Genomic DNA, 20,671 nt, shown 5'->3' on the forward strand with positions numbered 1-20,671 from the left:
TACCTGTGGAAGTTATGCTTATAGCTTCCACTTAACTCCAGTTGTGAAATTTAGACCCTCAAGGGATAAAAAATTTAAGCCTTTGTTTGAATCATCATCCGATGTATTTGTTTGATCTGAATTGGTTTGATTATTTTTTTCTTGGTAAAACAACAATTGTTTTGCTTTAACGAATAGTTGATAGTCTTTCGCGTTAAATTCATAGCCCATACTGAGCCTGGTTAATATCGCATTAAGCTCATTCATACGTAATGAGCTTTTAATAACGGGCAATCCTAAAAATAAAACTGAATCGTATTCTCGGTAAATATAATTATTCATATTGATTTTATTAATGTCTATTTGCGCATCAAATCTGTGTTTATTTTGTATCCAATGGTGATGGATGAAAAAATTAAGCAATGTATTGTTGCCTTTTACAAAAATGATTTTACGACCAATACCAAAGGAATTTGCCACTTCATTTAAATAAAAAACATCCAAATAAGGCGCAATTTGAAAAGTTTGATGAGATATACCTGCTTTGAAATTAGCAAATTCATAATTAATCGAAAGTTTTTCATGGTCAATGGGGAGTTTGTATTGAATGTTAAAATTGTCTGAATCAAATGCATCCTCATCGTTAAATTGCATTTCATCTTTTAAATAATTTAAGGAAAAACGTTGTTGTTTGAATTGATAATCCAATTGCAGTTCTGCGCAATGAGCAAGGGATTTAATATTGGCACAGATCACTTGTATCCATTGCTTTGTATCAATTTGATATCTAGTCGAGAATTGGAGCTTTTTTTGTTTTATCTTCTGGTTAAAGTCATAGCCAGCATAATCAATTGATAATAATTGATTATGCGTGGATCGTAATGCTTGTAAAGTCCATTTATCATTAAAATTTAATTCCATGGCTTGTTCAGAAGCGCCAATGCGAAAAGCATGCCCCTTGTGATAAAAATCCATCATCACATTGATTGATGGGTCCTCAAGTGATGCACCGTTCCCATTGGGTATAAAAAAGTGAGATTGGTCTTTAATTTGGTACTTAACTGCAATGGATTGCATAAATTGTTGATAAGTAATGTAGTTATGGTTGTATTGATAATCAGTAAGTTTAAAGCTTTGATTTTCTAATGAAATAAATGAGTCACTAATAGTGCTGAATAGTTGATTTGAATGGGTTGGGTATAAAATTTGATTGATTAGGTCTTCTGCAAAACTAAGATTTGGAACCCAAAAAAACAAAAATACCGAAAAGATACGGGGGAAATAGGACATAGTAAATGCTTAGATCGTAATAAAAAAAGCCAGTAAAAACTGGCTTTTTGAAAGGGGGATTCTATTTATAAATAAATATCTGAATCTTCAAAATCTGCAGAAATTTTCTGTTGAAATTCTTCCAAATCGTATTCATTAAAAATAACAATCTCAGAACTATCCGTAAATACTGCAATCAGTTCAATGTTTTCAATATCTAATTTTACCTGAGCTACCACTTCGCCATTACTGACAATCGACCCAATATTGAGGATATTGTTGTCATCTGGAGTGGCATTGCTGTTTTGTGCGATTACTAATGAAGTGGCGATATTATCTTTTTCAGAAGAGATGACGTAGCTGATATCGGCGTATTCAGTATCGTTATCTATGTTCACAAGTAATTCAATTGCGTAGGCGTATAAACGATCGCCAATTGCAAGGCTGTAGTCGTTACTTAATTCAATGCTACCTGAATTTGATGCTTCGATAAATTCGATTTCAAATAAAATATCATTACTAAGTTCGATGTAATTAGCGGTTGTAAAGGCTTGAGAGTAATCAATGCTATAGCTTAATCCTCCGGTTATTAAATCAATTGTACCGTTGTGATCGCCATCGGTAATATCCATGCTGAAGGTTGTACTTGCACTAAGTTTTTCTAATTTACTGTTCTGCAATGAACCATCAAGACTGAAATCAATGTGAGAAACCGCTGTATCTGAAGTGTCAGAGAAATCGCCAGTTATATTTAAGCTGCCAGAACCCGTTAAGATTATGTCATCTAACTGTACAATGGCTTGTTCTAAACCGAACGAAATGCCTTCCAAATCGGTTTCACTGACACCATTTTCAAAAATATCTGTATTAGCAAATTCGTCTTTAAAATCGACGGTCAAATATAGGTTTTTAGCGTAAATTGTCGAAACAAAATCGTCTTCACTGTTAAATTCAACTAATGCCGTATGGATTTGGCCATTTATATCCAATGTTAAATTCGGTAATAAAATAGAAAATGACGTTGTGATCGTATTGTATTCAGTCTCTTGAGATTCCCAATTAGTGTATTCAACTGTAGTTGTGCTGTTAACACTCAACACTAATGTGTCAGCATTGAATTCAAAATCACCGCTGAAGGTATTGATAGAATCAAATGGGTAGTTGCTTTCGCATTCTTCTATATATTCATAATCATTTATTTCTGGGTTATAAACATAGTCGGTATAACAAGTCTCATTTGCGAATAATTCAGAGGAATTATAAGATTCAATGGAAGCACTTGAAGGTAATAAGTCAAAATCGATGCTAACTTCCTGACTTTGGTCATCCAATACAATCGCATCAATTAAGTATAAGGCAGTTAATGTTGAAATTTGGCTGATTGCTGAAAAATGAGCCGATATTGAATCGCCATCGTTTTCTAAGTTGTTAAAGTCGTCAGCTACATTAGATCCAAATCCCATTAATTCATCTTGTACGGCCATTGCTACATTTAATTGTTCAGATAATTCTACAGCTAATTCTTTGCCATGAACTAATGCAATGTTTGTATCTGTTTCAGTATTTGAATGAGTGTCGGTTGCTGTATTTGAATGAGTTTCGGTTGCTGTATTTGAATGAGTTTCGGTTTCAGTAGTTGAATGTGTTTCAGTTTCAGTAGTTGAAATTGTTTCTGAATTGGTTTGTGTATCAGTCAAAGTCCCAGTAGCTACGTTATCATTTGTGTCAGTATCATCTGTAAACACGCTTTCAACATTACAGGCGCTTAATACGATCGCGGAACTTAATAGGGATATTTTAAGGGTTCGGTTAAAACTCATTAGACTTTCCTTTGGTTAGAGCAAAAATGTGCGCGAAGATTAATCCAAAAACAGGTAAAATGCAAAATAATAACCAGTGTGAGTTACTTTTAAAAATGACAATTCAGCATAAAACAATGTTTGTGTTTGCATGTATAATGATGTCTTGTGCCATTGTATTGGACGCAATGGGCGCCCATGCATTATCAAAATTTTTAAATCAACAACAGCTATCAATTTGGTCGATAGCGGGTCGTTATTTATTAATTCAATCATTGGCATTGTTAGTATTGAGTTTGCTAAGTGAAAGCAAAATATTAAACATCAGTTTAAAAATGATAACTTTCGGTGTGTTGGCCTTTAGTTTAAGCCTATATACACTATGTTTTATCCAAATTCCGTATCTCGGTTTGCTCACTCCAATTGGGGGTGTTTCCATGTTAATGGGCTGGCTGGGTGTAATATTGAGTGTAATTAAGAAGTAATATGAAAGAACAACAAAATCCAGGGCAACAAGACGAGCAAAATACAGAGTTAACACCTCAACTTCGACGTATACGTAGTTATGCGATTCGAGGCAAAGTCTCTCAAGCGCATAAGCAGGCATATGCAGATCATTGGGATCAATACGGCTGCAATGTTGAAGATGGAATGTTAAATTTCACTGAACGTTTTGGGCGTGAACACTTCAAGGTGCTTGAAATTGGCTTTGGTATGGGGAAATCATTACACCAAATGGTGGTATCTTACCCTGATCAAGATTTCATTGGTGTGGAAGTACATGCGCCAGGAGTCGGTCGTATTTTGATGGACATCGGCGAAAGTAAAGCGAATAATTTTTTAGTATTTAAACACGATGCCATTGATGTGTTAGAGCAATGCATTCCTGATAACAGCCTAGATCGTGTGCAATTATTTTTCCCTGACCCATGGCATAAAGCCCGTCATCATAAGCGCAGAATTGTGCAACAGCCATTTATTGATTCGATAGCGAAAAAATTAAAAATAGGCGGTATTTTCCATTTAGCTACAGACTGGGAAAACTACGCTGAACACATGATGATCCAAATGAATGAAAATAAACATTTTGAAAACACGGCAAAAAAAGATCAATACAGTGAGCAGCCTGAGTATCGTCCAACTACAAAATTTGAAGTGCGTGGACAAAATTTAGGACACGGTGTTTGGGATCTGTTATTTAAAAAAGTTTAGACATATATGGGTCGCAACCTGAACTGCGACATAATTACCAAACATAAAAATTTTGAAAATATTAAGTGAGAATAAAATGAAAAAAGATAAAGTCAGAGTTGAAGAAGAAGTTTTTAGCCAGTCACAAATTGAATCGTATTTAGAATGCAAAACCTACGATGAAGCGGATGCGCAATTTGTAATGTTAGAAAAAGCCTACCGATCAATGCCATTAGAACATTTTGAAAAATTCTTAGATGTATTTTTGGCTAAAGGATATAACTTAAATGCTAAAAATGTTGATGGTCAAACCATTAGCGAATTAATGATACCTAATAAAGCGTTTCAAGATTATTTAAACGCTATTCAATCACGAGTTGCGTAACTTTGAATCTTATGAGTTTCCAGCAGTCTGTTGATTGGGATGATCTGCGTTATTTTTTAGCAGTGGCGCAAACAGGCAGTTTGCTGGGAGCAAGTAAGTTATTGAACGTCAATCACTCCACTGTGTTTCGCCGCATTCAATTGTTAGAAGACAAAATAGGTCAACCATTATTTTTGCGCTCTAAAGAAGGATATTTACTTAACGATTCTGGCCAAGTGGTGTTTAAACACACTCAAAATATGGCAGAACAACTGGATATGATGCATTTAAAGTTATCTGGTTTGGATAATCGTTTAAAAGGTAAAATCAGTGTAACTGCACCAGCAAGCATGATTGAAAGTATTCTCATCCCCGCATCGAAGCTATTTCAAACATCCAATCCAGATGTTCAATTTGAATTCATATCTTCTTTAGAACAGGTGGATTTGCGTCGAGGTGATGCTGATATTGCTTTACGTGCAACCACTACCCCGCCAGATTATTTAATTGGACATAAAGTACAGCAGTTTTCTTGGGCGATATACGGGGGGGTTGAGTATCTTAAACAACATGGACAGCCTCAAACATTGGAAGAGTGTTTCACTCATCAATGGATTGGGCCAAGCAAGCATATGAATATTCAGGCGCGTTCTGAATTTGATCAAAAAATACCCGCAAAATGTTTTGTATATCGATCCAACGATTTAGGCTTGTGCCGTTCCATGGCAGAACAAAATTTAGGGTTATGTTATTTGCCAAAAGCGCCTGATTACGAAGACGCCAATTTAATCGAATTAAGTCATATTTCACCTGGTAACTCTATGAGTCAAATTTGGGTGCTGGTTCACCCAGATTTAAAAGGATCTGCTAGAGTAATGGGTTTCTATCGTTTTATAATCGAGTATTTGGAGGGTAAAAATGAAATATAATATGACACCAAATCAAGCAAGAGTATTAGGGGCGTTGATTGAAAAATCCATTACGACTCCTGAGTATTATCCATTATCCTTAAATGCATTAACCAATGCATGCAATCAAAAAAGCAGCCGCGATCCTGTTACTAGTTTTAGTGATCAAGTGGTGCAAAGCATTTGTCAAAGTTTGCAAGAAAAGCACTTTGTAATTAAAGAATCCAGTTCAAGAACAGTAAAATACAAACATCGTTTTTTTAATACAGAATTTGGTGAATTAAAATTAAATGACTCTCAAATCGCAGTTGTCTGCGTGATGTTACTTCGTGGGAATCAATCTGCAGGTGAATTAAAAACACGATGCCAGCGTTTGTTTGAATTTCAATCAAACGAGGAAGTTGAACAAACATTAAAAAGTTTGGTTGAACATGCATTAGGCCCATTTGTGAAAGAACTGCCTAGAGAAAATGGTAAGCGGGATGCGAGATGGATGCACTTTTTTGATCAAGCATTAAATGTCGACTTATCAATTGAAAATACAGAAATCGAAAATACAGAAATTGAAAATACAGAAAATACAAATGTGCAAGGCACCGAATTAACTGCGCACACACAAACTGACTCAACAGAGAGTTACGTTGAAAAACCGAAAACGGATGCCTTAGTATCTGCTGGTAATGAAGAATTTGATGTGATCGCAGAAATTAAACAATTAAAAATGGAAGTCGAGAAATTAAAATTACAATTCTCTAACATCAATCAAGAAAAAAGTTGAACTGGATCAAACGAAGAGCCGAATAAATTTGTTACGCTAATCCCTTGATTGATATAGGTATTTTGCATGGCAAACGAAACATTTGAATCTTGGTTGTTGATTCCAGGTAATCATCGAATTATTTTACAGTTAAAAAAGCAGGTGAGTGTGATTTTAAATAAGCCTGCTAAAATTGATTCTTGGCGCAGCTTGTATGAATATTACGAAGTTGTACTTGATCAAGGCCTTACCCATGCTCAAATCTTTACACCCGTGTTTTTTAGTCACCCACCATCTATAGAGCTAGGAGCAACTTTTGAACAGGTGGATTTATATCAACAGGTTATCTCAGTGGTATAGTGGTGTAGTGGTATAGTGTGATGAGCTTAAGTTAATTGATGTTGTTTAAGTTTTCGCCATAAAGTGGCGCGGGAGCATCCCATTTCAAGGGCAACATCACTACGCTTGCCATTAAATTTCTGCATCAATTTTGCTAACTTCATTTTTTCGTCATTTTCTTCAAATTCTAATTCGAATAAGTCTTGAGGCAAATCATCGATTGTGACGGTGCTGCCTTCACCAATTGCATGCATATATTCACATGTATTTTGTAATTCTCTTACATTACCAGGCCACTCATAATTCATTAATACTTCGTAGCTGTCTTCGTCAAAGGCAATAACTTTGCGAGGGTTTTCGTTATTGAGCTTTTCTATAAAATGCCACAATAACATTTCTACATCACCAGTTCTTTCAACTAACGAGGGTAAAAATAAAGGAATTACTCGTATGCGATACATTAGATCTTCACGAAATTTTTTTTGTGCTACTAAAGCGCGTAATGATTCGTGTGTAGCAGAAATCAAGCGAATATCTGTTTTTAACGTTTGGGAAGAGCCTACAGGTGAAAATTCTTTATCTTGTAATACACGCAATAATCTTGCTTGAATGTCCAATGGCATTTCAGCTATTTCATCTAAAAATAAAGTGCCTTTATCCGTAAGTTGTAATAAACCTTTACGATCTGAAATTGCTCCAGTATATGCACCTTTTACATGGCCAAATAATTCAGAAGTCATTAACTCGCCAGTTAATGTGGCACAGTTAATGGCTTTATAACTTTGATTGGATCGTAAGCTAATATTATGTATGTGTCTTGCAATTAAATCCTTACCTGTTCCTGTATTGCCTCTTACTAAAATCGATGCATTCGTTTTAGCGACGCGCTCCACTTTATGTACAAACTGTTTCATTTGAGTAGAAACCGTTAATAAACCGGAATAATTTTCAGGAACAAGTTTCGGATTTTTTTTCATAATTAAGAAATACTAAAAGTTAATGTGTCATTAATATTATCGATGCTAACAGTTTGTTCAGTTACGACATCGCCACTTAAAATTAAGTTTGCTAATTCATTTTCTAGCAACTGTTGAATAGCGCGTTTTAATGGTCTTGCGCCATAAACGGGGTCGTAACCAGCTAAACAAATTTTCTCTAACGCGGCATCGGTCAATACTAAATGAATGCCTTGTTCCAATAAACGTTTCTCAATAATGCTGATTTGAATATTAGCAATGCCTTTAATTTGATCTTGAGCTAATGGATCAAATAACACCACTTCATCAATACGGTTAATAAATTCAGGCCTAAAATGTTTGCCAACTATTTCCATTACGGATTTTTTAGTGTCGACATTATTTTTACCTTCGGTATTCATTTCTTGAATGATGTCACTGCCTAAATTAGATGTCATGACAATGACTGTGTTTTTGAAATCAACCGTACGACCTTGACCATCTGTCAAGCGACCATCATCTAGCACTTGTAATAAAATATTAAATACATCTGGGTGTGCTTTTTCAATTTCATCTAATAATAAAACCGAGTATGGGCGACGGCGAACCGCTTCAGTTAAGTATCCACCTTCTTCGTAGCCTACATAACCTGGAGGTGCCCCAACCAGTCTGGCAACGCTGTGTTTTTCCATGAATTCAGACATGTCAATTCGCACCATGGACTCTTCTGTATCGAATAAAAAATGCGCTAAAGTTTTACATAATTCAGTTTTACCGACACCCGTTGGGCCTAAAAATAAGAATGAGCCATTAGGGCGATTTGGATCTGAAATACCAGCACGACTTCTGCGAATTGCATTACTCACAGCTTTTACAGCTTGTGCTTGACCCACAACACGATGGGTGAGCACACCTTCCATTTTTAATAATTTTTCTCGTTCGCCTTCAAGCATTTTATCAACAGGAATGCCTGTCCATTTCGCCACAATATTAGCAATCGCTTCCTCGGTCACGGTGTTGTGTAATAATTGCATGTCTAGCATTTCTGCTTGGCTGGCGCGATCTAGTTGCTTTTCAAGTTCAGGAATCAAACCATACTGTAATTCAGACATTTTATTTAAATCACCAGCTCGGCGAGCACTTTCCATTTGTTTGCGCGCTTGCTCAAGTTGTTCTTTAATTTCTTGGCTGCCTTGTAATGCGGCTTTTTCAGTGTTCCAAATTTCTTCTAAATCGGCGTATTCTTTTTCTAATAGTTTGATATCTTCTTTTAATTTAACTAATGTTTTTTTAGTGCCTAAATCTTTGTCTTTACTTAATGCCTGCGCTTCCATTTTGTATTGAATTAATTTACGTTCAAGTTTATCCATTGATTCGGGTTTAGAATCAATTTCCATACGAATTCGGCTACCAGCTTCATCAATTAAATCAATGGCTTTATCGGGTAATTTTCGTTCTGTAATATAACGTTGTGATAATTTCACTGCTGCAATAATGGCGCTGTCAGAAATATCCACAGCATGATGAATTTCATAGCGTTCTTTTAATCCACGTAAAATTGCAATCGTCGCTTCTTCGTTTGGTTCGCTAACCAATACTTTTTGAAAGCGTCGCTCAAGCGCTCCATCTTTTTCAATAAATTGACGATACTCATCTAATGTTGTTGCACCAACACAGTGTAATTCACCACGAGCGAGTGCAGGTTTTAACATGTTTCCTGCATCCATTGCCCCTTCGGATTTCCCTGCGCCTACCATGGTGTGAATTTCATCAATAAATAAAATGATTTGACCTTCTTGTTTGGCAAGTTCATTTAATACGGATTTTAAGCGTTCTTCAAAATCACCACGAAATTTAGCGCCTGCTAATAATGCACCTAAATCTAAAGAAAGCACTCGTTTATTTTTTAACCCCTCGGGTACTTCACCATTTACAATCCGTTGTGCCAAACCTTCAACTATAGCGGTTTTACCTACACCAGGCTCCCCAATTAATACTGGATTATTTTTACGGCGACGTTGTAATACTTGAATCGTGCGACGAATTTCATCGTCACGACCAATGACAGGGTCTAATTTACCTTGCTCAGCACGTTCATTTAAGTCAATACAATATTTGTCTAGAGCTTGGCGCGATTCTTCAGCATTTTGTGAATTAATAGTTTCGCCACCACGTAAATCCAAAATCGACTTTTCTAGGCTTTTACTGTCTATATTGGCGTCTTTTAATAATTTTCCCACTTCACCTTTATCTTCAGTCATCGCTAACAATACCAATTCACAGGAAATATATTGGTCGTTGCGTTTTTGTGATAATTTATCCGCCATATTCATTATACGTATACAATCGTTGGACATATGAATGTCATTTTGTCCTTGGACCGTGGGCATATTAGCTAAGGCTGATTTTATGCTGTCTTGTAATTTTGATAGTTGTCCGCCTGTTTTTTGAATCAACGGAGAAATACCGGGTTTGTCATTTAACATGGCGCTTAATAAATGAATAGGCTCGATAAAATTGTGATCTTTACCCAGCGCGATAGATTGTGCATCAGATAGAGTTAGTTGAAGTTTATTTGTTAATTTATCGATTCTCATGTTGACCTCTTAGTGGATACAGCATAAATGGTTAATAACTGTTTGGTTTCTAATTGATAAATGGGGTGTTTATATTTAAAAGCAAGATCAGTAAAAATAAAATATTACATTTCTGTTAGAAAAAAGTGATGTGCAGAACCATTCAATACTCGATAGAATGAATGAACTTAAATTTTGTTTAAAAACAGTGGATATCAAATGAGTGAACTTGAAGTGACCCAGACACTATCTTATCCAGAAGATAGAGAGACTGTACGACTAGCGTTGGCTTCACAGGCGGGATTTCGTAAATTAGTCGAGCAATATTACCCAATAATGATTATAGTAGCGCGATCTATCGTAGGTGAAAATTTAGCTGAGGACGCCGTGCAAGACAGTTGGATATCAATTCATCGAAATTTGCCAAAATTTGAGTTCCGATCTTCCTTAAAAACATGGGTAAGTACGATTGCAGCAAATGCAGCAAAGGCAAAAATTAAAAAAGAATCAAAATACGAAACCCAAGAAAATAATGATTTCATGGACCGTTTTGATGATAAAGGGCATTGGCAATCGCCCCCTTCAAAGTGGGAGCAAGATAGCCCTGAAGCGCTATTGGGGCATGATCAATTGAAAAAATGCATCGAAAAATTTATTGGCTATTTAAAGCCAACCCACCGAGCTGTTTTAAGCTTAAAAGAAATGCAAAACTTAGATAATTCAGAAATTTGTAATATTTTGGACATAAGTGAATCTAATGTAAGAGTGCTGCTGCATCGGGCACGTGTTGAAGTATTTTCACATATTGAACATTATCAAGAGACTGGCGAATGCTAAATTGTAAGCAAGTAACTGAACAAACAAGTGAATATATCGATGGAAACGTAACTGGATTAGGGAAAGTTCGGATAAAATTTCACTTATTAATGTGTAAACATTGCCGCGGATTTGTTAAGAAAATACGCATAACCAAATCTGTAGTGGGAAAATTGTCCTTCGCCCCTGTGGATAAAAGCAAAATCGATGATATTATGGACAGAATTGAGCGAGATCAAAAAGAATAATCATACTCGCGCCACAGGAGTGAATTATCAACTTTTTAATTGAATCGATTGTATCTGCAACGGGTACACATCAAATAAAAGAAAAAGAATGTCTACAAATTTTATGGAGCGGGTATGGTAAAATACTGCGTTTCGAACTTGATGGTCAATCTAATAAAACCATTATTGTTAAACATATCCACCTACCTAAAGCTTCATCACATCCAAAAGGATGGAATACTGATAATTCTCATCAACGAAAATTAACCTCTTATCAAGTCGAATCAAACTGGTACGAATTTTACAATGCTCAATCCCAACACTGTTTGATACCAAACTGCTTAGGTGTGTTTAATCGAGTAGATGAACGTGTCATTGTGATGCAGGATTTAGACGCAATTGGTTTTACGCAAAGATTGGATCAAGCAAATAATAATCAAATAAAACAAATAATATCGTGGCTCGCGTTTTTTCATGCTAAACATTTAAATGTGTCACCTAATCTTTTGTGGCCAAAAGGTACGTATTGGCATTTAGCCACAAGGCCCGATGAATTAGAAGCCTTGGATGATATGGCTTTAAAAAATGGTGCCAAATTGATTGATGACAAGTTATCAAACTGTCCGATTCAAAGCATTGTTCATGGTGATGCAAAGCTGGCTAATTTTTGTTTTAACCCCACTAATCACACAGTGGCCGGAGTCGACTTTCAATATACTGGCGGTGGTGTGGGTGTCAAAGATTTAGCTTATTTTCTAGGAAGTTGTTTAAATGAATCTCAATGTCAACAAAGTGCGTTTAAGTGGGTTGGTGTATATTTCGAAGAGTTAAGTCAAGCGATGACGCAACAACAATCATCCATTAATTTTAATGAGGTTGAGCAATTATGGCGACCGTTGTTTGAATTTGCTTGGGTGGATTTTCATCGATTTTTAAAAGGTTGGAGCCCAGGGCATTGGAAAATCAATGACTTCAGTGAACAATTAAGTAAAAAAGTAATAAAAGAAATATCTACTTCGACGATTTTAAAATAAGTTATAAAATAGGTAAGAAAGTATGCAATTAACTTCTAAGCAATTATTAGCATTAACGCAAACTGCTAAACAAGCTGCATTAAAAGCAGGAAAAATCATTCAAACCTCCTGTGTCGAAGAGTTAAATATTCAAACCAAAGAAATGGCCACAAGTTTAGCTTCAAGTGTATTTACAAAAATAGATTTAGAGTGTCAAGAAATTATATATCAAACATTAAATGATTCAATTTTACAATTTGATATAGGCTGGCTTGGGGAAGAGTCACAAGATGATTTAAGTCGATTCAAAAAAGATTATTTTTGGTGTGTCGATCCATTAGATGGCACTTTATCTTTTATTAAACAGCGTGCTGGATTTTGTGTGAGTATTGCACTTATTAATAAACAGGGTGTCCCCGTTATTGGTGTGGTGTTTAATCCTAATTCATCAGATTTATATCACGCTACTTTTGAGCAGGGCGCATTTAAAAATGAAAATGAAATTAAAGTTGAATATCAAAAAAATATAACTTTGATTAACGACGATTCATTTGTAAATACTGATTATTATCAAATTTTAAAAGACAAGCTTGAGTTTAAAAATAAAAATATTGTCCCACAAATTCTACAAGGTGGCGCAGTGATGAATGCCATTTGGTGTATTGAGCATGCACCTGCGTGTTATGTTAAATATCCTAAAAAAACAGAAGGAGGTGGTAGTATTTGGGATTACGCAGCAGCGACCTGTATTTATAATGAATTGAAATTGAATGCGACGGATTTTTATAGGCAGCCACTGAATTTAAATAAAAAAGGATCGGCGTTTATGAATGAGCAAGGTGTGATTATGAGCACACTTTTGGATAATACAATTATTTAGAAAAATACCCTCAATGTTTATTGAGGGTATTTTTTTTATTTAAAAAATAATTTCTCAGAGTTCAAATAGCACTGGTGCAACACTTCTTCCACATCAATATTTTTAACGTCTGCTATTTTTTGTGCAATAAACGGTAAATACTTAGGATGGTTAGGTCGTCCACGATAAGGAATCGGTGTTAAATACGGCGCATCGGTTTCTAATACAATTTGATCCAGCGGTGTCATGCTTAATACTTCGCGAACATTCTCTGCAGAATTAAACGTCACAATGCCATTAAAGCCTAAAAAATACCCTTCACTTAAACAGTATTCTGCTAATTTCAAACTAGAAGTAAAGCTATGAATCACACCACGTTTTTTATTGGTTTTTTCACAGTTTCTTAATATTGCTGCTGTATCGTCGCATGCTTCACGCGTGTGGATCACAACAGGCAAGTCTAAATCATCGGCAATTTGCATCTGTCTAGCAAACGCCGCTTTTTGTATATCTGGTTCACAATGATCATAAAAATAATCCAAACCAATTTCGCCAACCGCGAGCATTTTTTCAAATTCTGCATTTTTACGAATAATGGCTTCAACTTCTGGGTCAAAATCTTTAGCGTCGTGGGGGTGAATACCTTGAGTACAGTATACTTTTTCATGGGCTTTTGAAATTTCAACAACTTTGCTTAAGTTAGCCTTACTGACCGCAATAGTGACGATTTTTTCAACACCAACTTCATACGCTGTGTCTAAGGAATCTGCCATAGTGTCCATTTCTAAATAGTCTAAATGGCAATGTGTCTCGATAATAGGGGTATTAAAACGCGGAATAGGTTTGTTAGATTTACTCATGATTTTATTGTGTTTGCAAAAAAACGTATTATAACTGAATTACTATTAAATTAAATATCGCGGATTCAAATCCGAAGTGCATCATCTAACAAGGTAGAAAAAGAGGTCAGCTGAAGGTAAGCTCATAATCTTTTTCTCCGGCAAGAGATGAAGTGATTATGAGTATAAACCCACAGCTAACCTATGAACAAAGATGCCAGATCTACGCATTAATTAAAAGTGATTTTTCACAAAGAAAAATTGCAGAAATTATTAATGTCAATCAATCCACAATTAGTCGAGAGCTTAAACGCAACACAGGCGAACGCGGTTATCGGTACAAACAAGCACAGATATTGACTGATAATCGAAGGAAAAATGCTTGTAAACCAACAAAGATGACTAAAGAATTGATCTTAACTATAGAGACTAAAATTAGATTGGATTGGAGCCCTGAACAAATCTCAAATTGGCTTCTTAAAGATGAGGCGACACTCATCAGCCACGAAAGCATCTATATTCATATTTGGAAAGATAAGCGTGCAGGTGGTTATTTATACACACACCTTCGTCGAGTTGGAAAAAATATGATAAACGCCGTAATGGAAAATCAACACGAGGACATATTAAAAACCGAATCAGTATTGATGATCGGCCATCCATTGTTGATTTAAAATCCCGCGTGGGTGACTGGGAGATTGATACCATAATAGGAAAAGGACACAGTGGTGCATTAGTTACTATTGTTGAGCGTAAAACAAAATTTACAGTCGCTGCACAGGTAAAAAGCAAAAGTACAAAAGATGTAACAGCGGCAACAATTAGGCTACTAGAACCTTACAAAGACCTTGTTCACACGATTACAGCAGATAATGGAAAAGAGTTTTCTGGACATGAAGAAATTAGTAAAGCACTTAACGCAGAAATTTATTTTGCGCACCCATATAGTTCCTGGGAAAGAGGGTTGAATGAAAATACAAATGGATTAATTCGCCAGTATTTTCCAAAATTCACTGACTTTAAAACTGTTAAGCAGCAAGAGGTAGATTGTGCGATTAAAAAAATAAATACAAGGCCAAGAAAAATACTGAATTATGAAACGCCATATGATTTAATGCATGAATATCAAGCAGCATTCGCTGCATAGATTTTGATGCACTTCGGATTTGAATCCGCGTATTGAAAAAAGTCGTGATTTTAGCTTTAAAATTAATGGCTAAGGGGTAATTCAATTTTGATTGTTGTTCCAGCTCCTTTTTTGGAGCTTAAAGTGATTTTACCTAAATGATGTTCAATGATCGTTTTTGAAATTGCCATACCTAACCCCGTGCCTTTACCAATCGGTTTAGTAGTAAAAAAGGGATTAAATATCTGCTCTTGAATGTCTAGATCAATACCACAACCATTATCGGTTACTTCTATTTTACATAGAGTATCCGTACAGGTTTGGGTAATATGAATTTCACCAAAATTTTCAATTGCATGGCACGCATTGACTAATAAATTGATAAGTACCTGACTAAGTTGGTTAGGAATGCAATCGATATAACATGATTCTGTGGTATCTAAAATGACATTGGCTTTATGTTTAATTTCACTGTTTGCCAAATTTAATGCGCTTTTAATTACATACACAATGTCGTGGCTTGTGAATTTATCTTCTTGATTGTATGCGTAATATTTTAAATCTTTTACAATGTCAGTGACACGTTTAATCCCTTCATCAGATTCATCGATGATTTCCTTAAAATCCTCCAATAAAAATTGAATTTTATACACTTCTTTTAAACGTTTTAATAACATTTCATTTTCATCAACATCATTATAACCAAGGGTTTCTTCTATATCGTTAAAACAGGACGCTAGTTTGTCCAAGTTTTTAGAAAATGCGTTCATATTCGTTTTTATATACCCCATCGGATTGTTCACTTCATGGGCAACCCCTGCGGCAAGTTGGCCTAATGCTGCCATTTTTTCGTTAGCTATTAAATGTTCTTGAGCATCAATAATTTGGTTTTTTTGTTCGATAAAAGTGAGGTTTAATAGAATTCTATGTCTGAATGTTTCTGGACTAAATGGTTTTCGTATGAAGTCAATTGCACCTGCCAGTAAACATTTTTTTTCTACTTCTAAGTCGTCACAGCCAGTCATAACAATAATAGGTGTTTTGTAGTTCTTACAGGCTTCTAACACAAACATGCCATTTTTATCTGGCATTATATAATCCGTAATAATTAAATCATAAGTATCAAGATCTTCATGACTTAAAAAGTCATCAACATGTTTAAATGTGATGACATTACAGTTTTTTTCCAAAATAACCTCAATACAATGCAATTGAGATGGTGAATCATCGATAATAGCGACATAAGGTAAAGGCTCTGACATTGTAAAAACCAATTAGAATATTAATGAATATTTCAAAGTATAGATGGGTTTTTACAGTTTTCTAATTTTAGTAAAAAAAGTTGAAATTGTGGAAACATCGAAAATTTTTACTAAGCTTCAGACAAGAAATTTTATATTGGAATTTATGAATAGATCGATTTTCTCACTACTGATGACTGATAAAAAAATATCAAAATTGGATTCTGACAATGACTAGCGGTACTAAAAATAGCTGGGTCGAATTTGATACTGAGTTTGTTATCACAAAAATACTGTCTAAAGACAACCGATTACGTAGTTGTGGGTACCATTTTGGCGATGAGTTACCTCAGCTTGTCATTGATTTTATTAAAAATAAGCTATCTTTTTTTGGTTATCAGTTCGAAGGATTAGATATAGAATTAATTCGTCCACAACCAAGTCAGCTTGGATTTAGCGTGTGCGTGTCAGAAAGTTTTAGCTTTATAGAAAATAAATTAGAAAGTATCAGTAAAATTAATGATACATTAATGGCTTGTCACTCACGAAAAGAGTTGTTTAAACAGTCTGTTTCGGTGTGTCTAAATGATTTAGATGTAGATCGAGCGGGGTTTTTTACATTTGATCATGCTAATGGAAATATGCATGGCACCTGGGGAACAGATGAACAAGGGCAACTATATGAAGACTTTGATCTTGTTAAACCCTTGCAGGGGCAAGATTGGTTATTAGATATGTTAGAAAACCATGAAACTATTCGTATCAGAAAAAATGTAGAATTAGAAACCAGTGGGCGCATAGGAAGTAATGGATGGCATATCAGCATCATTGTTTGGACAAACGATGGCGCTTATGGCTGGTTGTCTTGTGATAATATGTTATTGCATAGACCCCTATATGTTATGCAAAAAGAATTAATGAGGATTTTTAGTAAAACATTAACGCAATGGTTTTCAGTAATTGAAAATAATGAAAAGTTACAAAATATTTCAAGTGAGTTGCGTAAAGTACTTGATGAAAAATCCTCACATTTACAAAAAAATATATTCGAATTAAGTAAAATGCATAAACAGGTACACTCCTTTGAGCGTATAAATATGCTATCCAAATTTACTTCAGGGCTTGCACACGAAATTAATAACCCCAATAGTTTTGTTATGGCTAATATTTCTTATTTACTCAAGCAAGAGACGCTTATACAAAGTATTGATGAGAAAAGTGTGGATGAATCGTTTAAAAAATCTCTTTTAATTCTAAAAGATGATTGGGCAGATATCTTAAATGACTCTCAAGAAGGTTTAAAACGAATTAAAAATATTATTACTGCATTAGAGCCAATTAATTACTGTATTTCAGAAGAGTATTGCGATATTTATATTATTAGTGTGTTAAATATTATTTCTGAAAAATATAAAGACCTGTTAGTGATTAACTTGAATATCCCAAGAGATTCCCTGTTTAGAATTAAAAGTAAAAAAGTAGTAATCGATACAGTATTAAATAATGTTTTCAAGAATTCATTTGAAGCTTACGAAAAAGATTGTAGCAGTATTGACGATCGTATCGTTGATGTGAATATTAAAGATGAAGGTGGGCAAGTCATGATTTCAATTAGAGATCATGCAAGTGGTATAAAAAATGAGGATATTAACCGAATTTTTGACCCATTTAGTACCGACAAAAACGAGCACAAAAGTGTGGGTTTGGGACTGTCGGTGGCTCAACAGCTTTTGTTAAGTGTTGATGGCAATATTTATGCAAAAATTTGCCCTGTTGGAATTGAAATTATTATCGAGCTTCCAAATAAATCTGAATAGTTTGGTTGTTATTTTAAATCGTAGATATCTTGAAAATCTTCAAATTTATGTTCTAAATTATATAAAATCATTTTAATAAAAGTATCTAAATTTATCAGGCCATTATTTAGAGCGTCGCCTTTTGCAAATTGTTGAATTCTTGCAGAAAAATCGATATTTAATGTATGCATGTTTTCGTAAAAATTTGTGCAATATTCGATAAAATTAAGTGGCGAATCATTTAATACATAATAAATTGACATATTCGAAATCGCTCTAAAAACGGATTCTTCTAGGGTCGCCATAGGTGTGTGTTGCTGGAGCATTGGCCATAAGAATTGCGTGTATTGACATCCGCTGCCCGCAGTTGATAAACCAATCAAAGATGAGCAAACCCTAGCGGCACTGGCTTTAGCTTGAAAGTGTAATTCTTGATTAATGAAAACGGTTAACTCAAATACTTCAATTGAACTGATATCTTTAAAATACTCAGCAATACTTCCTATTGATTGAGCCACTGGGCAGTAGGGTTTGTTTTGTGTTTGGTATGGACAATGTTTACATTGATTGCATTCTAGCTTTTGCCATTGCATATTCTGAGATTCAGGTTCGATATGGCACCGATGTTGTTCATTATCAAGTTTAAATACCCATGATGTATTTTCATAAGTAGTGGATGAAATTTTATATTCAATAATGATGTCGCAGGCCATAGTAAATACTTTTTGTAAGTTAATGTTTTGATGCTTGAAGTTTGTAAAAACTGTCTATACTCAATTGAAGTGTAGTAGGGTTTAATATTATGACTAGTAAAATCTTAATTGTAGATGATGAAAGAAACATCAGAAGAGCGTTAAAACGTCTTATAAATGATATTGATGTTGAAATATTTGAAGCTGGAAATGGACATGAAGCATTAGAATGCGTGGACAATCATCCAGATATAAAAGTGGTGATATCTGATCAACGAATGCCTAAAATGGGTGGAGCAGAGTTGTTTGAGCGACTTGCGGTTCAGCATGAATCCATTAAACGTATTTTAATTACAGGGTTCACTGATTTGGAATCAATCCGTTCCACGATTAACGATGGTTCAGTGTATCGTTTGATTTTAAAACCCTGGGATGATGACGAATTATTACTAAGTGTAGTGCAAGCCATTAATGATTTTGAATTGGCTGATGAAAATAAAAAATTGCATGACAAAATATTAACTATTAATAAAGATTTAGAAAAAAAAGTCGATCAAAAAACTCGCGTACTTCAAGTCAATATCAAATCATTAGAAATGTCTAGAAGGATATTGGATGAGCTACCAGTGGCGATTTATTGTATTAATGAAGAGGGGGTAATAATTGAATCTAATGAAATGTCTAAAACAGTACTTGGCTGTAATGGTGCAATTGATGGATTAAATTATCACAATGTATTTTCTGATTCGATGATTCAAGCTGTTGAAACAAATAGCAAAAATAATATTTTGGTAGACGAGCAAAAATGGATGCCCATGCTATCTAGTTTAAATGGTATTGAGGGTAAAATTTTAATAATGACTAGGGCAATGTAATGATGGTGAGTGTGAATGATTTAAACCCAGGTGATATCCTCAATCAAGATGTTGTTATGCCTAGTGGGCGAATCTTAATGACACGTGGAATGATTCTTACACAATCAATGATTGAATTAGTTAAAAAACGAAATTTCACACAACTAAAAATTGAATCACTTAATAAAGACTCTTCATCAATTGTGGATGTAATTTTCACACAAGAAGTGTTAGTAAATGATGCGATGTTCGACTTTAAAAAATACGTACAGCAACGAGTCGATTATTATGAACTTATTTGATGATAGGAGGATAATAGTTGATAAAACAATGGTTTGAAAACAATAAAGTAAAGTTGCTTGAAATTAATTCTCCGATTTTACCTTGTGTACGTGAAGCATTAGTTATGCTTGAAAGTGAAGATGTGAAAATTGACGATGTCGTCAGTTCAATCTCTAAAGATCCGATGTTATGTACAAAATTATTAATGATGGCCAATTCGCCTTTTTATGGATTACCCCGAGAAGTTAAAAACTTACAAGAAGTGATTGTTATTTTGGGGGCTTATAAAGTCAAATCATTAATTATGACAGGCAGTGTGGATGCTTGGAAAGGTGAGATGGATACAGAGCAAAAAAAAATATGGATTCACAGTTTAGCGGTTGCCTCATTTTGTCAAAATTTTGCATTGAAGTTAGGTGAAAATGATCAAGAAGCGTATTTAATTGGGCTTTTACACGAAGTGCTTATGTTTAAATTATCATCAATAGATAATGATTATGTTGGGGAAATAAATGAATTGCTCGAGTATTGTATGCCAAAAATGTTAACACTGTGGGGCTTTCCTGAAAATATAATTCAGTCAATTTCTCGATTTTATAAGAAACAATACTTAGAGGGCGATGTACTTCCATTAGCTCATTGTGTCACCCATTCTCTTAAATTCTTTCATAAATGGGACGATACAATAAATATAATTGAAAAAGAAAATTTATGTGGAAAAGATTTTGATTTTTGGCTTCACGATTCTAATGAAACTGTTAAAAAAATTATTAGTTTGAGGTATTAGT

Annotated in this window: 21 protein-coding genes and 1 pseudogene; 15 read left to right on the forward strand and 7 right to left on the reverse strand. The window is 34.7% G+C overall.

The annotated features are described in order from the left end of the window. Positions 1 to 18: 18 nt before the first annotated feature. Complete coding sequence (locus tag TYM08_RS03015; protein ID WP_422381493.1) at positions 19 to 1,269, reverse strand: hypothetical protein; 1,251 nt, start codon at positions 1,267 to 1,269, stop codon at positions 19 to 21. A 65-nt stretch (positions 1,270 to 1,334) separates the two neighbouring features. Then, positions 1,335 to 3,068: a hypothetical protein gene (locus TYM08_RS03020; protein WP_422381494.1), complete on the reverse strand. Its 1,734-nt coding sequence runs from the start codon at positions 3,066 to 3,068 to the stop codon at positions 1,335 to 1,337. Positions 3,069 to 3,094: 26 nt separating this feature from the next. Between TYM08_RS03020 and TYM08_RS03025 the strand changes: the two genes are divergently transcribed. The 6 genes from TYM08_RS03025 (at position 3,095) to TYM08_RS03050 (ending at position 6,627) form a co-directional block, all read left to right on the forward strand. Beyond that, the gene (locus tag TYM08_RS03025; protein ID WP_422381495.1) at positions 3,095 to 3,532 is read left to right on the forward strand and encodes a DUF423 domain-containing protein; all 438 of its coding nucleotides are present in this window, start codon (positions 3,095 to 3,097) and stop codon (positions 3,530 to 3,532) included. Between the two features lies 1 nt (position 3,533). Beyond that, positions 3,534 to 4,259 carry a tRNA (guanosine(46)-N7)-methyltransferase TrmB gene (trmB, locus tag TYM08_RS03030; protein ID WP_422381496.1) on the forward strand — a complete coding sequence of 242 codons (726 nt, stop codon included), beginning with the start codon at positions 3,534 to 3,536 and terminating at the stop codon, positions 4,257 to 4,259. A 76-nt stretch (positions 4,260 to 4,335) separates the two neighbouring features. Next, on the forward strand, positions 4,336 to 4,623 hold the full coding sequence (locus TYM08_RS03035; protein ID WP_422381497.1) for a PA4642 family protein: 288 nt from the start codon (positions 4,336 to 4,338) through the stop codon (positions 4,621 to 4,623). A gap of 11 nt (positions 4,624 to 4,634) precedes the next feature. Further along, complete coding sequence (locus tag TYM08_RS03040) at positions 4,635 to 5,531, forward strand: LysR family transcriptional regulator (RefSeq protein WP_422381498.1); 897 nt, start codon at positions 4,635 to 4,637, stop codon at positions 5,529 to 5,531. Then, positions 5,521 to 6,288, forward strand: coding sequence for a YceH family protein (locus tag TYM08_RS03045; RefSeq protein WP_422381499.1), 768 nt, complete (start codon positions 5,521 to 5,523; stop codon positions 6,286 to 6,288). The genes TYM08_RS03040 and TYM08_RS03045 overlap by 11 nt, the downstream gene beginning before the upstream one ends. Before the next feature lie 66 nt (positions 6,289 to 6,354). Next, on the forward strand, positions 6,355 to 6,627 hold the full coding sequence (locus tag TYM08_RS03050) for a hypothetical protein (protein ID WP_422381500.1): 273 nt from the start codon (positions 6,355 to 6,357) through the stop codon (positions 6,625 to 6,627). Between the two features lie 26 nt (positions 6,628 to 6,653). Here TYM08_RS03050 and TYM08_RS03055 read toward each other — a convergent pair whose 3' ends face one another. Both TYM08_RS03055 and clpB read right to left on the reverse strand, forming a co-directional pair. Continuing rightward, on the reverse strand, positions 6,654 to 7,583 hold the full coding sequence (locus TYM08_RS03055) for a sigma-54 interaction domain-containing protein (RefSeq protein ID WP_422381501.1): 930 nt from the start codon (positions 7,581 to 7,583) through the stop codon (positions 6,654 to 6,656). A 2-nt stretch (positions 7,584 to 7,585) separates the two neighbouring features. Beyond that, the gene (clpB, locus tag TYM08_RS03060; protein ID WP_422381502.1) at positions 7,586 to 10,159 is read right to left on the reverse strand and encodes an ATP-dependent chaperone ClpB; all 2,574 of its coding nucleotides are present in this window, start codon (positions 10,157 to 10,159) and stop codon (positions 7,586 to 7,588) included. 198 nt (positions 10,160 to 10,357) lie between these two features. Between clpB and TYM08_RS03065 the strand changes: the two genes are divergently transcribed. The 4 genes from TYM08_RS03065 (at position 10,358) to TYM08_RS03080 (ending at position 13,074) form a co-directional block, all read left to right on the forward strand. After that, positions 10,358 to 10,975: an RNA polymerase sigma factor gene (locus tag TYM08_RS03065; RefSeq protein ID WP_422381503.1), complete on the forward strand. Its 618-nt coding sequence runs from the start codon at positions 10,358 to 10,360 to the stop codon at positions 10,973 to 10,975. Continuing rightward, positions 10,969 to 11,202 carry a zf-HC2 domain-containing protein gene (locus TYM08_RS03070; RefSeq protein ID WP_422381504.1) on the forward strand — a complete coding sequence of 78 codons (234 nt, stop codon included), beginning with the start codon at positions 10,969 to 10,971 and terminating at the stop codon, positions 11,200 to 11,202. The genes TYM08_RS03065 and TYM08_RS03070 overlap by 7 nt, the downstream gene beginning before the upstream one ends. Positions 11,203 to 11,528: 326 nt before the next feature. Further along, positions 11,529 to 12,215 carry a hypothetical protein gene (locus TYM08_RS03075; RefSeq protein WP_422381505.1) on the forward strand — a complete coding sequence of 229 codons (687 nt, stop codon included), beginning with the start codon at positions 11,529 to 11,531 and terminating at the stop codon, positions 12,213 to 12,215. Between the two features lie 22 nt (positions 12,216 to 12,237). Beyond that, complete coding sequence (locus tag TYM08_RS03080; protein ID WP_422381506.1) at positions 12,238 to 13,074, forward strand: 3'(2'),5'-bisphosphate nucleotidase CysQ family protein; 837 nt, start codon at positions 12,238 to 12,240, stop codon at positions 13,072 to 13,074. A 35-nt stretch (positions 13,075 to 13,109) separates the two neighbouring features. Here the strand turns inward: TYM08_RS03080 and TYM08_RS03085 are convergent, their stop codons facing one another. Further along, positions 13,110 to 13,913, reverse strand: a complete 804-nt coding sequence (locus TYM08_RS03085; RefSeq protein ID WP_422381507.1) for a TatD family hydrolase — start codon at positions 13,911 to 13,913, stop codon at positions 13,110 to 13,112. A 158-nt stretch (positions 13,914 to 14,071) separates the two neighbouring features. Between TYM08_RS03085 and TYM08_RS03090 the strand changes: the two are divergent. After that, positions 14,072 to 15,039, forward strand: a pseudogene (locus tag TYM08_RS03090) (IS30 family transposase). Between the two features lie 62 nt (positions 15,040 to 15,101). Here TYM08_RS03090 and TYM08_RS03095 read toward each other — a convergent pair. Beyond that, positions 15,102 to 16,280 (reverse strand): ATP-binding protein, encoded by a 1,179-nt coding sequence (locus tag TYM08_RS03095; protein ID WP_422381508.1) that lies wholly within the window; start codon positions 16,278 to 16,280, stop codon positions 15,102 to 15,104. A 209-nt stretch (positions 16,281 to 16,489) separates the two neighbouring features. Between TYM08_RS03095 and TYM08_RS03100 the strand changes: the two genes are divergently transcribed. Then, positions 16,490 to 18,076, forward strand: coding sequence for a sensor histidine kinase (locus tag TYM08_RS03100; protein WP_422381509.1), 1,587 nt, complete (start codon positions 16,490 to 16,492; stop codon positions 18,074 to 18,076). Positions 18,077 to 18,084: 8 nt separating this feature from the next. Here TYM08_RS03100 and TYM08_RS03105 read toward each other — a convergent pair whose 3' ends face one another. Further along, on the reverse strand, positions 18,085 to 18,768 hold the full coding sequence (locus tag TYM08_RS03105) for a DUF6901 family protein (protein WP_422381510.1): 684 nt from the start codon (positions 18,766 to 18,768) through the stop codon (positions 18,085 to 18,087). An 89-nt stretch (positions 18,769 to 18,857) separates the two neighbouring features. Here TYM08_RS03105 and TYM08_RS03110 point away from each other — a divergent pair, with 89 nt between their 5' ends. Genes TYM08_RS03110 through TYM08_RS03120 form a run of 3 tightly spaced genes read left to right on the forward strand, consistent with a single transcriptional unit; the run spans position 18,858 to position 20,670 of the window. Then, on the forward strand, positions 18,858 to 19,622 hold the full coding sequence (locus TYM08_RS03110; RefSeq protein ID WP_422381511.1) for a response regulator: 765 nt from the start codon (positions 18,858 to 18,860) through the stop codon (positions 19,620 to 19,622). An 11-nt stretch (positions 19,623 to 19,633) separates the two neighbouring features. Continuing rightward, a complete protein-coding gene (locus tag TYM08_RS03115; RefSeq protein ID WP_422381512.1) occupies positions 19,634 to 19,903 on the forward strand; it encodes a hypothetical protein in 270 nt (89 codons plus the stop codon). A gap of 17 nt (positions 19,904 to 19,920) precedes the next feature. Then, positions 19,921 to 20,670 (forward strand): HDOD domain-containing protein, encoded by a 750-nt coding sequence (locus TYM08_RS03120; RefSeq protein WP_422381513.1) that lies wholly within the window; start codon positions 19,921 to 19,923, stop codon positions 20,668 to 20,670. Position 20,671 lies beyond the last annotated feature (1 nt).

Origin of the sequence: Marinicellulosiphila megalodicopiae (assembly GCF_045862395.1) — a bacterium.
Classification (GTDB): domain Bacteria; phylum Pseudomonadota; class Gammaproteobacteria; order Pseudomonadales; family Natronospirillaceae; genus Marinicellulosiphila; species Marinicellulosiphila megalodicopiae.

Excerpts from the sequence above, each read along its gene's own strand:
- TYM08_RS03015 (WP_422381493.1), bottom strand. The coding sequence starts at position 1,269 with ATGTCCTATTTCCCCCGTATCTTTTCGGTATTTTTGTTTTTTTGGGTT.
- TYM08_RS03020 (WP_422381494.1), bottom strand. The coding sequence starts at position 3,068 with ATGAGTTTTAACCGAACCCTTAAAATATCCCTATTAAGTTCCGCGATC.
- TYM08_RS03025 (WP_422381495.1), top strand. The coding sequence starts at position 3,095 with ATGTGCGCGAAGATTAATCCAAAAACAGGTAAAATGCAAAATAATAAC.
- trmB (WP_422381496.1), top strand. The coding sequence starts at position 3,534 with ATGAAAGAACAACAAAATCCAGGGCAACAAGACGAGCAAAATACAGAG.
- TYM08_RS03035 (WP_422381497.1), top strand. The coding sequence starts at position 4,336 with ATGAAAAAAGATAAAGTCAGAGTTGAAGAAGAAGTTTTTAGCCAGTCA.
- TYM08_RS03040 (WP_422381498.1), top strand. The coding sequence starts at position 4,635 with ATGAGTTTCCAGCAGTCTGTTGATTGGGATGATCTGCGTTATTTTTTA.
- TYM08_RS03045 (WP_422381499.1), top strand. The coding sequence starts at position 5,521 with ATGAAATATAATATGACACCAAATCAAGCAAGAGTATTAGGGGCGTTG.
- TYM08_RS03050 (WP_422381500.1), top strand. The coding sequence starts at position 6,355 with ATGGCAAACGAAACATTTGAATCTTGGTTGTTGATTCCAGGTAATCAT.
- TYM08_RS03055 (WP_422381501.1), bottom strand. The coding sequence starts at position 7,583 with ATGAAAAAAAATCCGAAACTTGTTCCTGAAAATTATTCCGGTTTATTA.
- clpB (WP_422381502.1), bottom strand. The coding sequence starts at position 10,159 with ATGAGAATCGATAAATTAACAAATAAACTTCAACTAACTCTATCTGAT.
- TYM08_RS03065 (WP_422381503.1), top strand. The coding sequence starts at position 10,358 with ATGAGTGAACTTGAAGTGACCCAGACACTATCTTATCCAGAAGATAGA.
- TYM08_RS03070 (WP_422381504.1), top strand. The coding sequence starts at position 10,969 with ATGCTAAATTGTAAGCAAGTAACTGAACAAACAAGTGAATATATCGAT.
- TYM08_RS03080 (WP_422381506.1), top strand. The coding sequence starts at position 12,238 with ATGCAATTAACTTCTAAGCAATTATTAGCATTAACGCAAACTGCTAAA.
- TYM08_RS03085 (WP_422381507.1), bottom strand. The coding sequence starts at position 13,913 with ATGAGTAAATCTAACAAACCTATTCCGCGTTTTAATACCCCTATTATC.
- TYM08_RS03095 (WP_422381508.1), bottom strand. The coding sequence starts at position 16,280 with ATGTCAGAGCCTTTACCTTATGTCGCTATTATCGATGATTCACCATCT.
- TYM08_RS03100 (WP_422381509.1), top strand. The coding sequence starts at position 16,490 with ATGACTAGCGGTACTAAAAATAGCTGGGTCGAATTTGATACTGAGTTT.
- TYM08_RS03105 (WP_422381510.1), bottom strand. The coding sequence starts at position 18,768 with ATGGCCTGCGACATCATTATTGAATATAAAATTTCATCCACTACTTAT.
- TYM08_RS03110 (WP_422381511.1), top strand. The coding sequence starts at position 18,858 with ATGACTAGTAAAATCTTAATTGTAGATGATGAAAGAAACATCAGAAGA.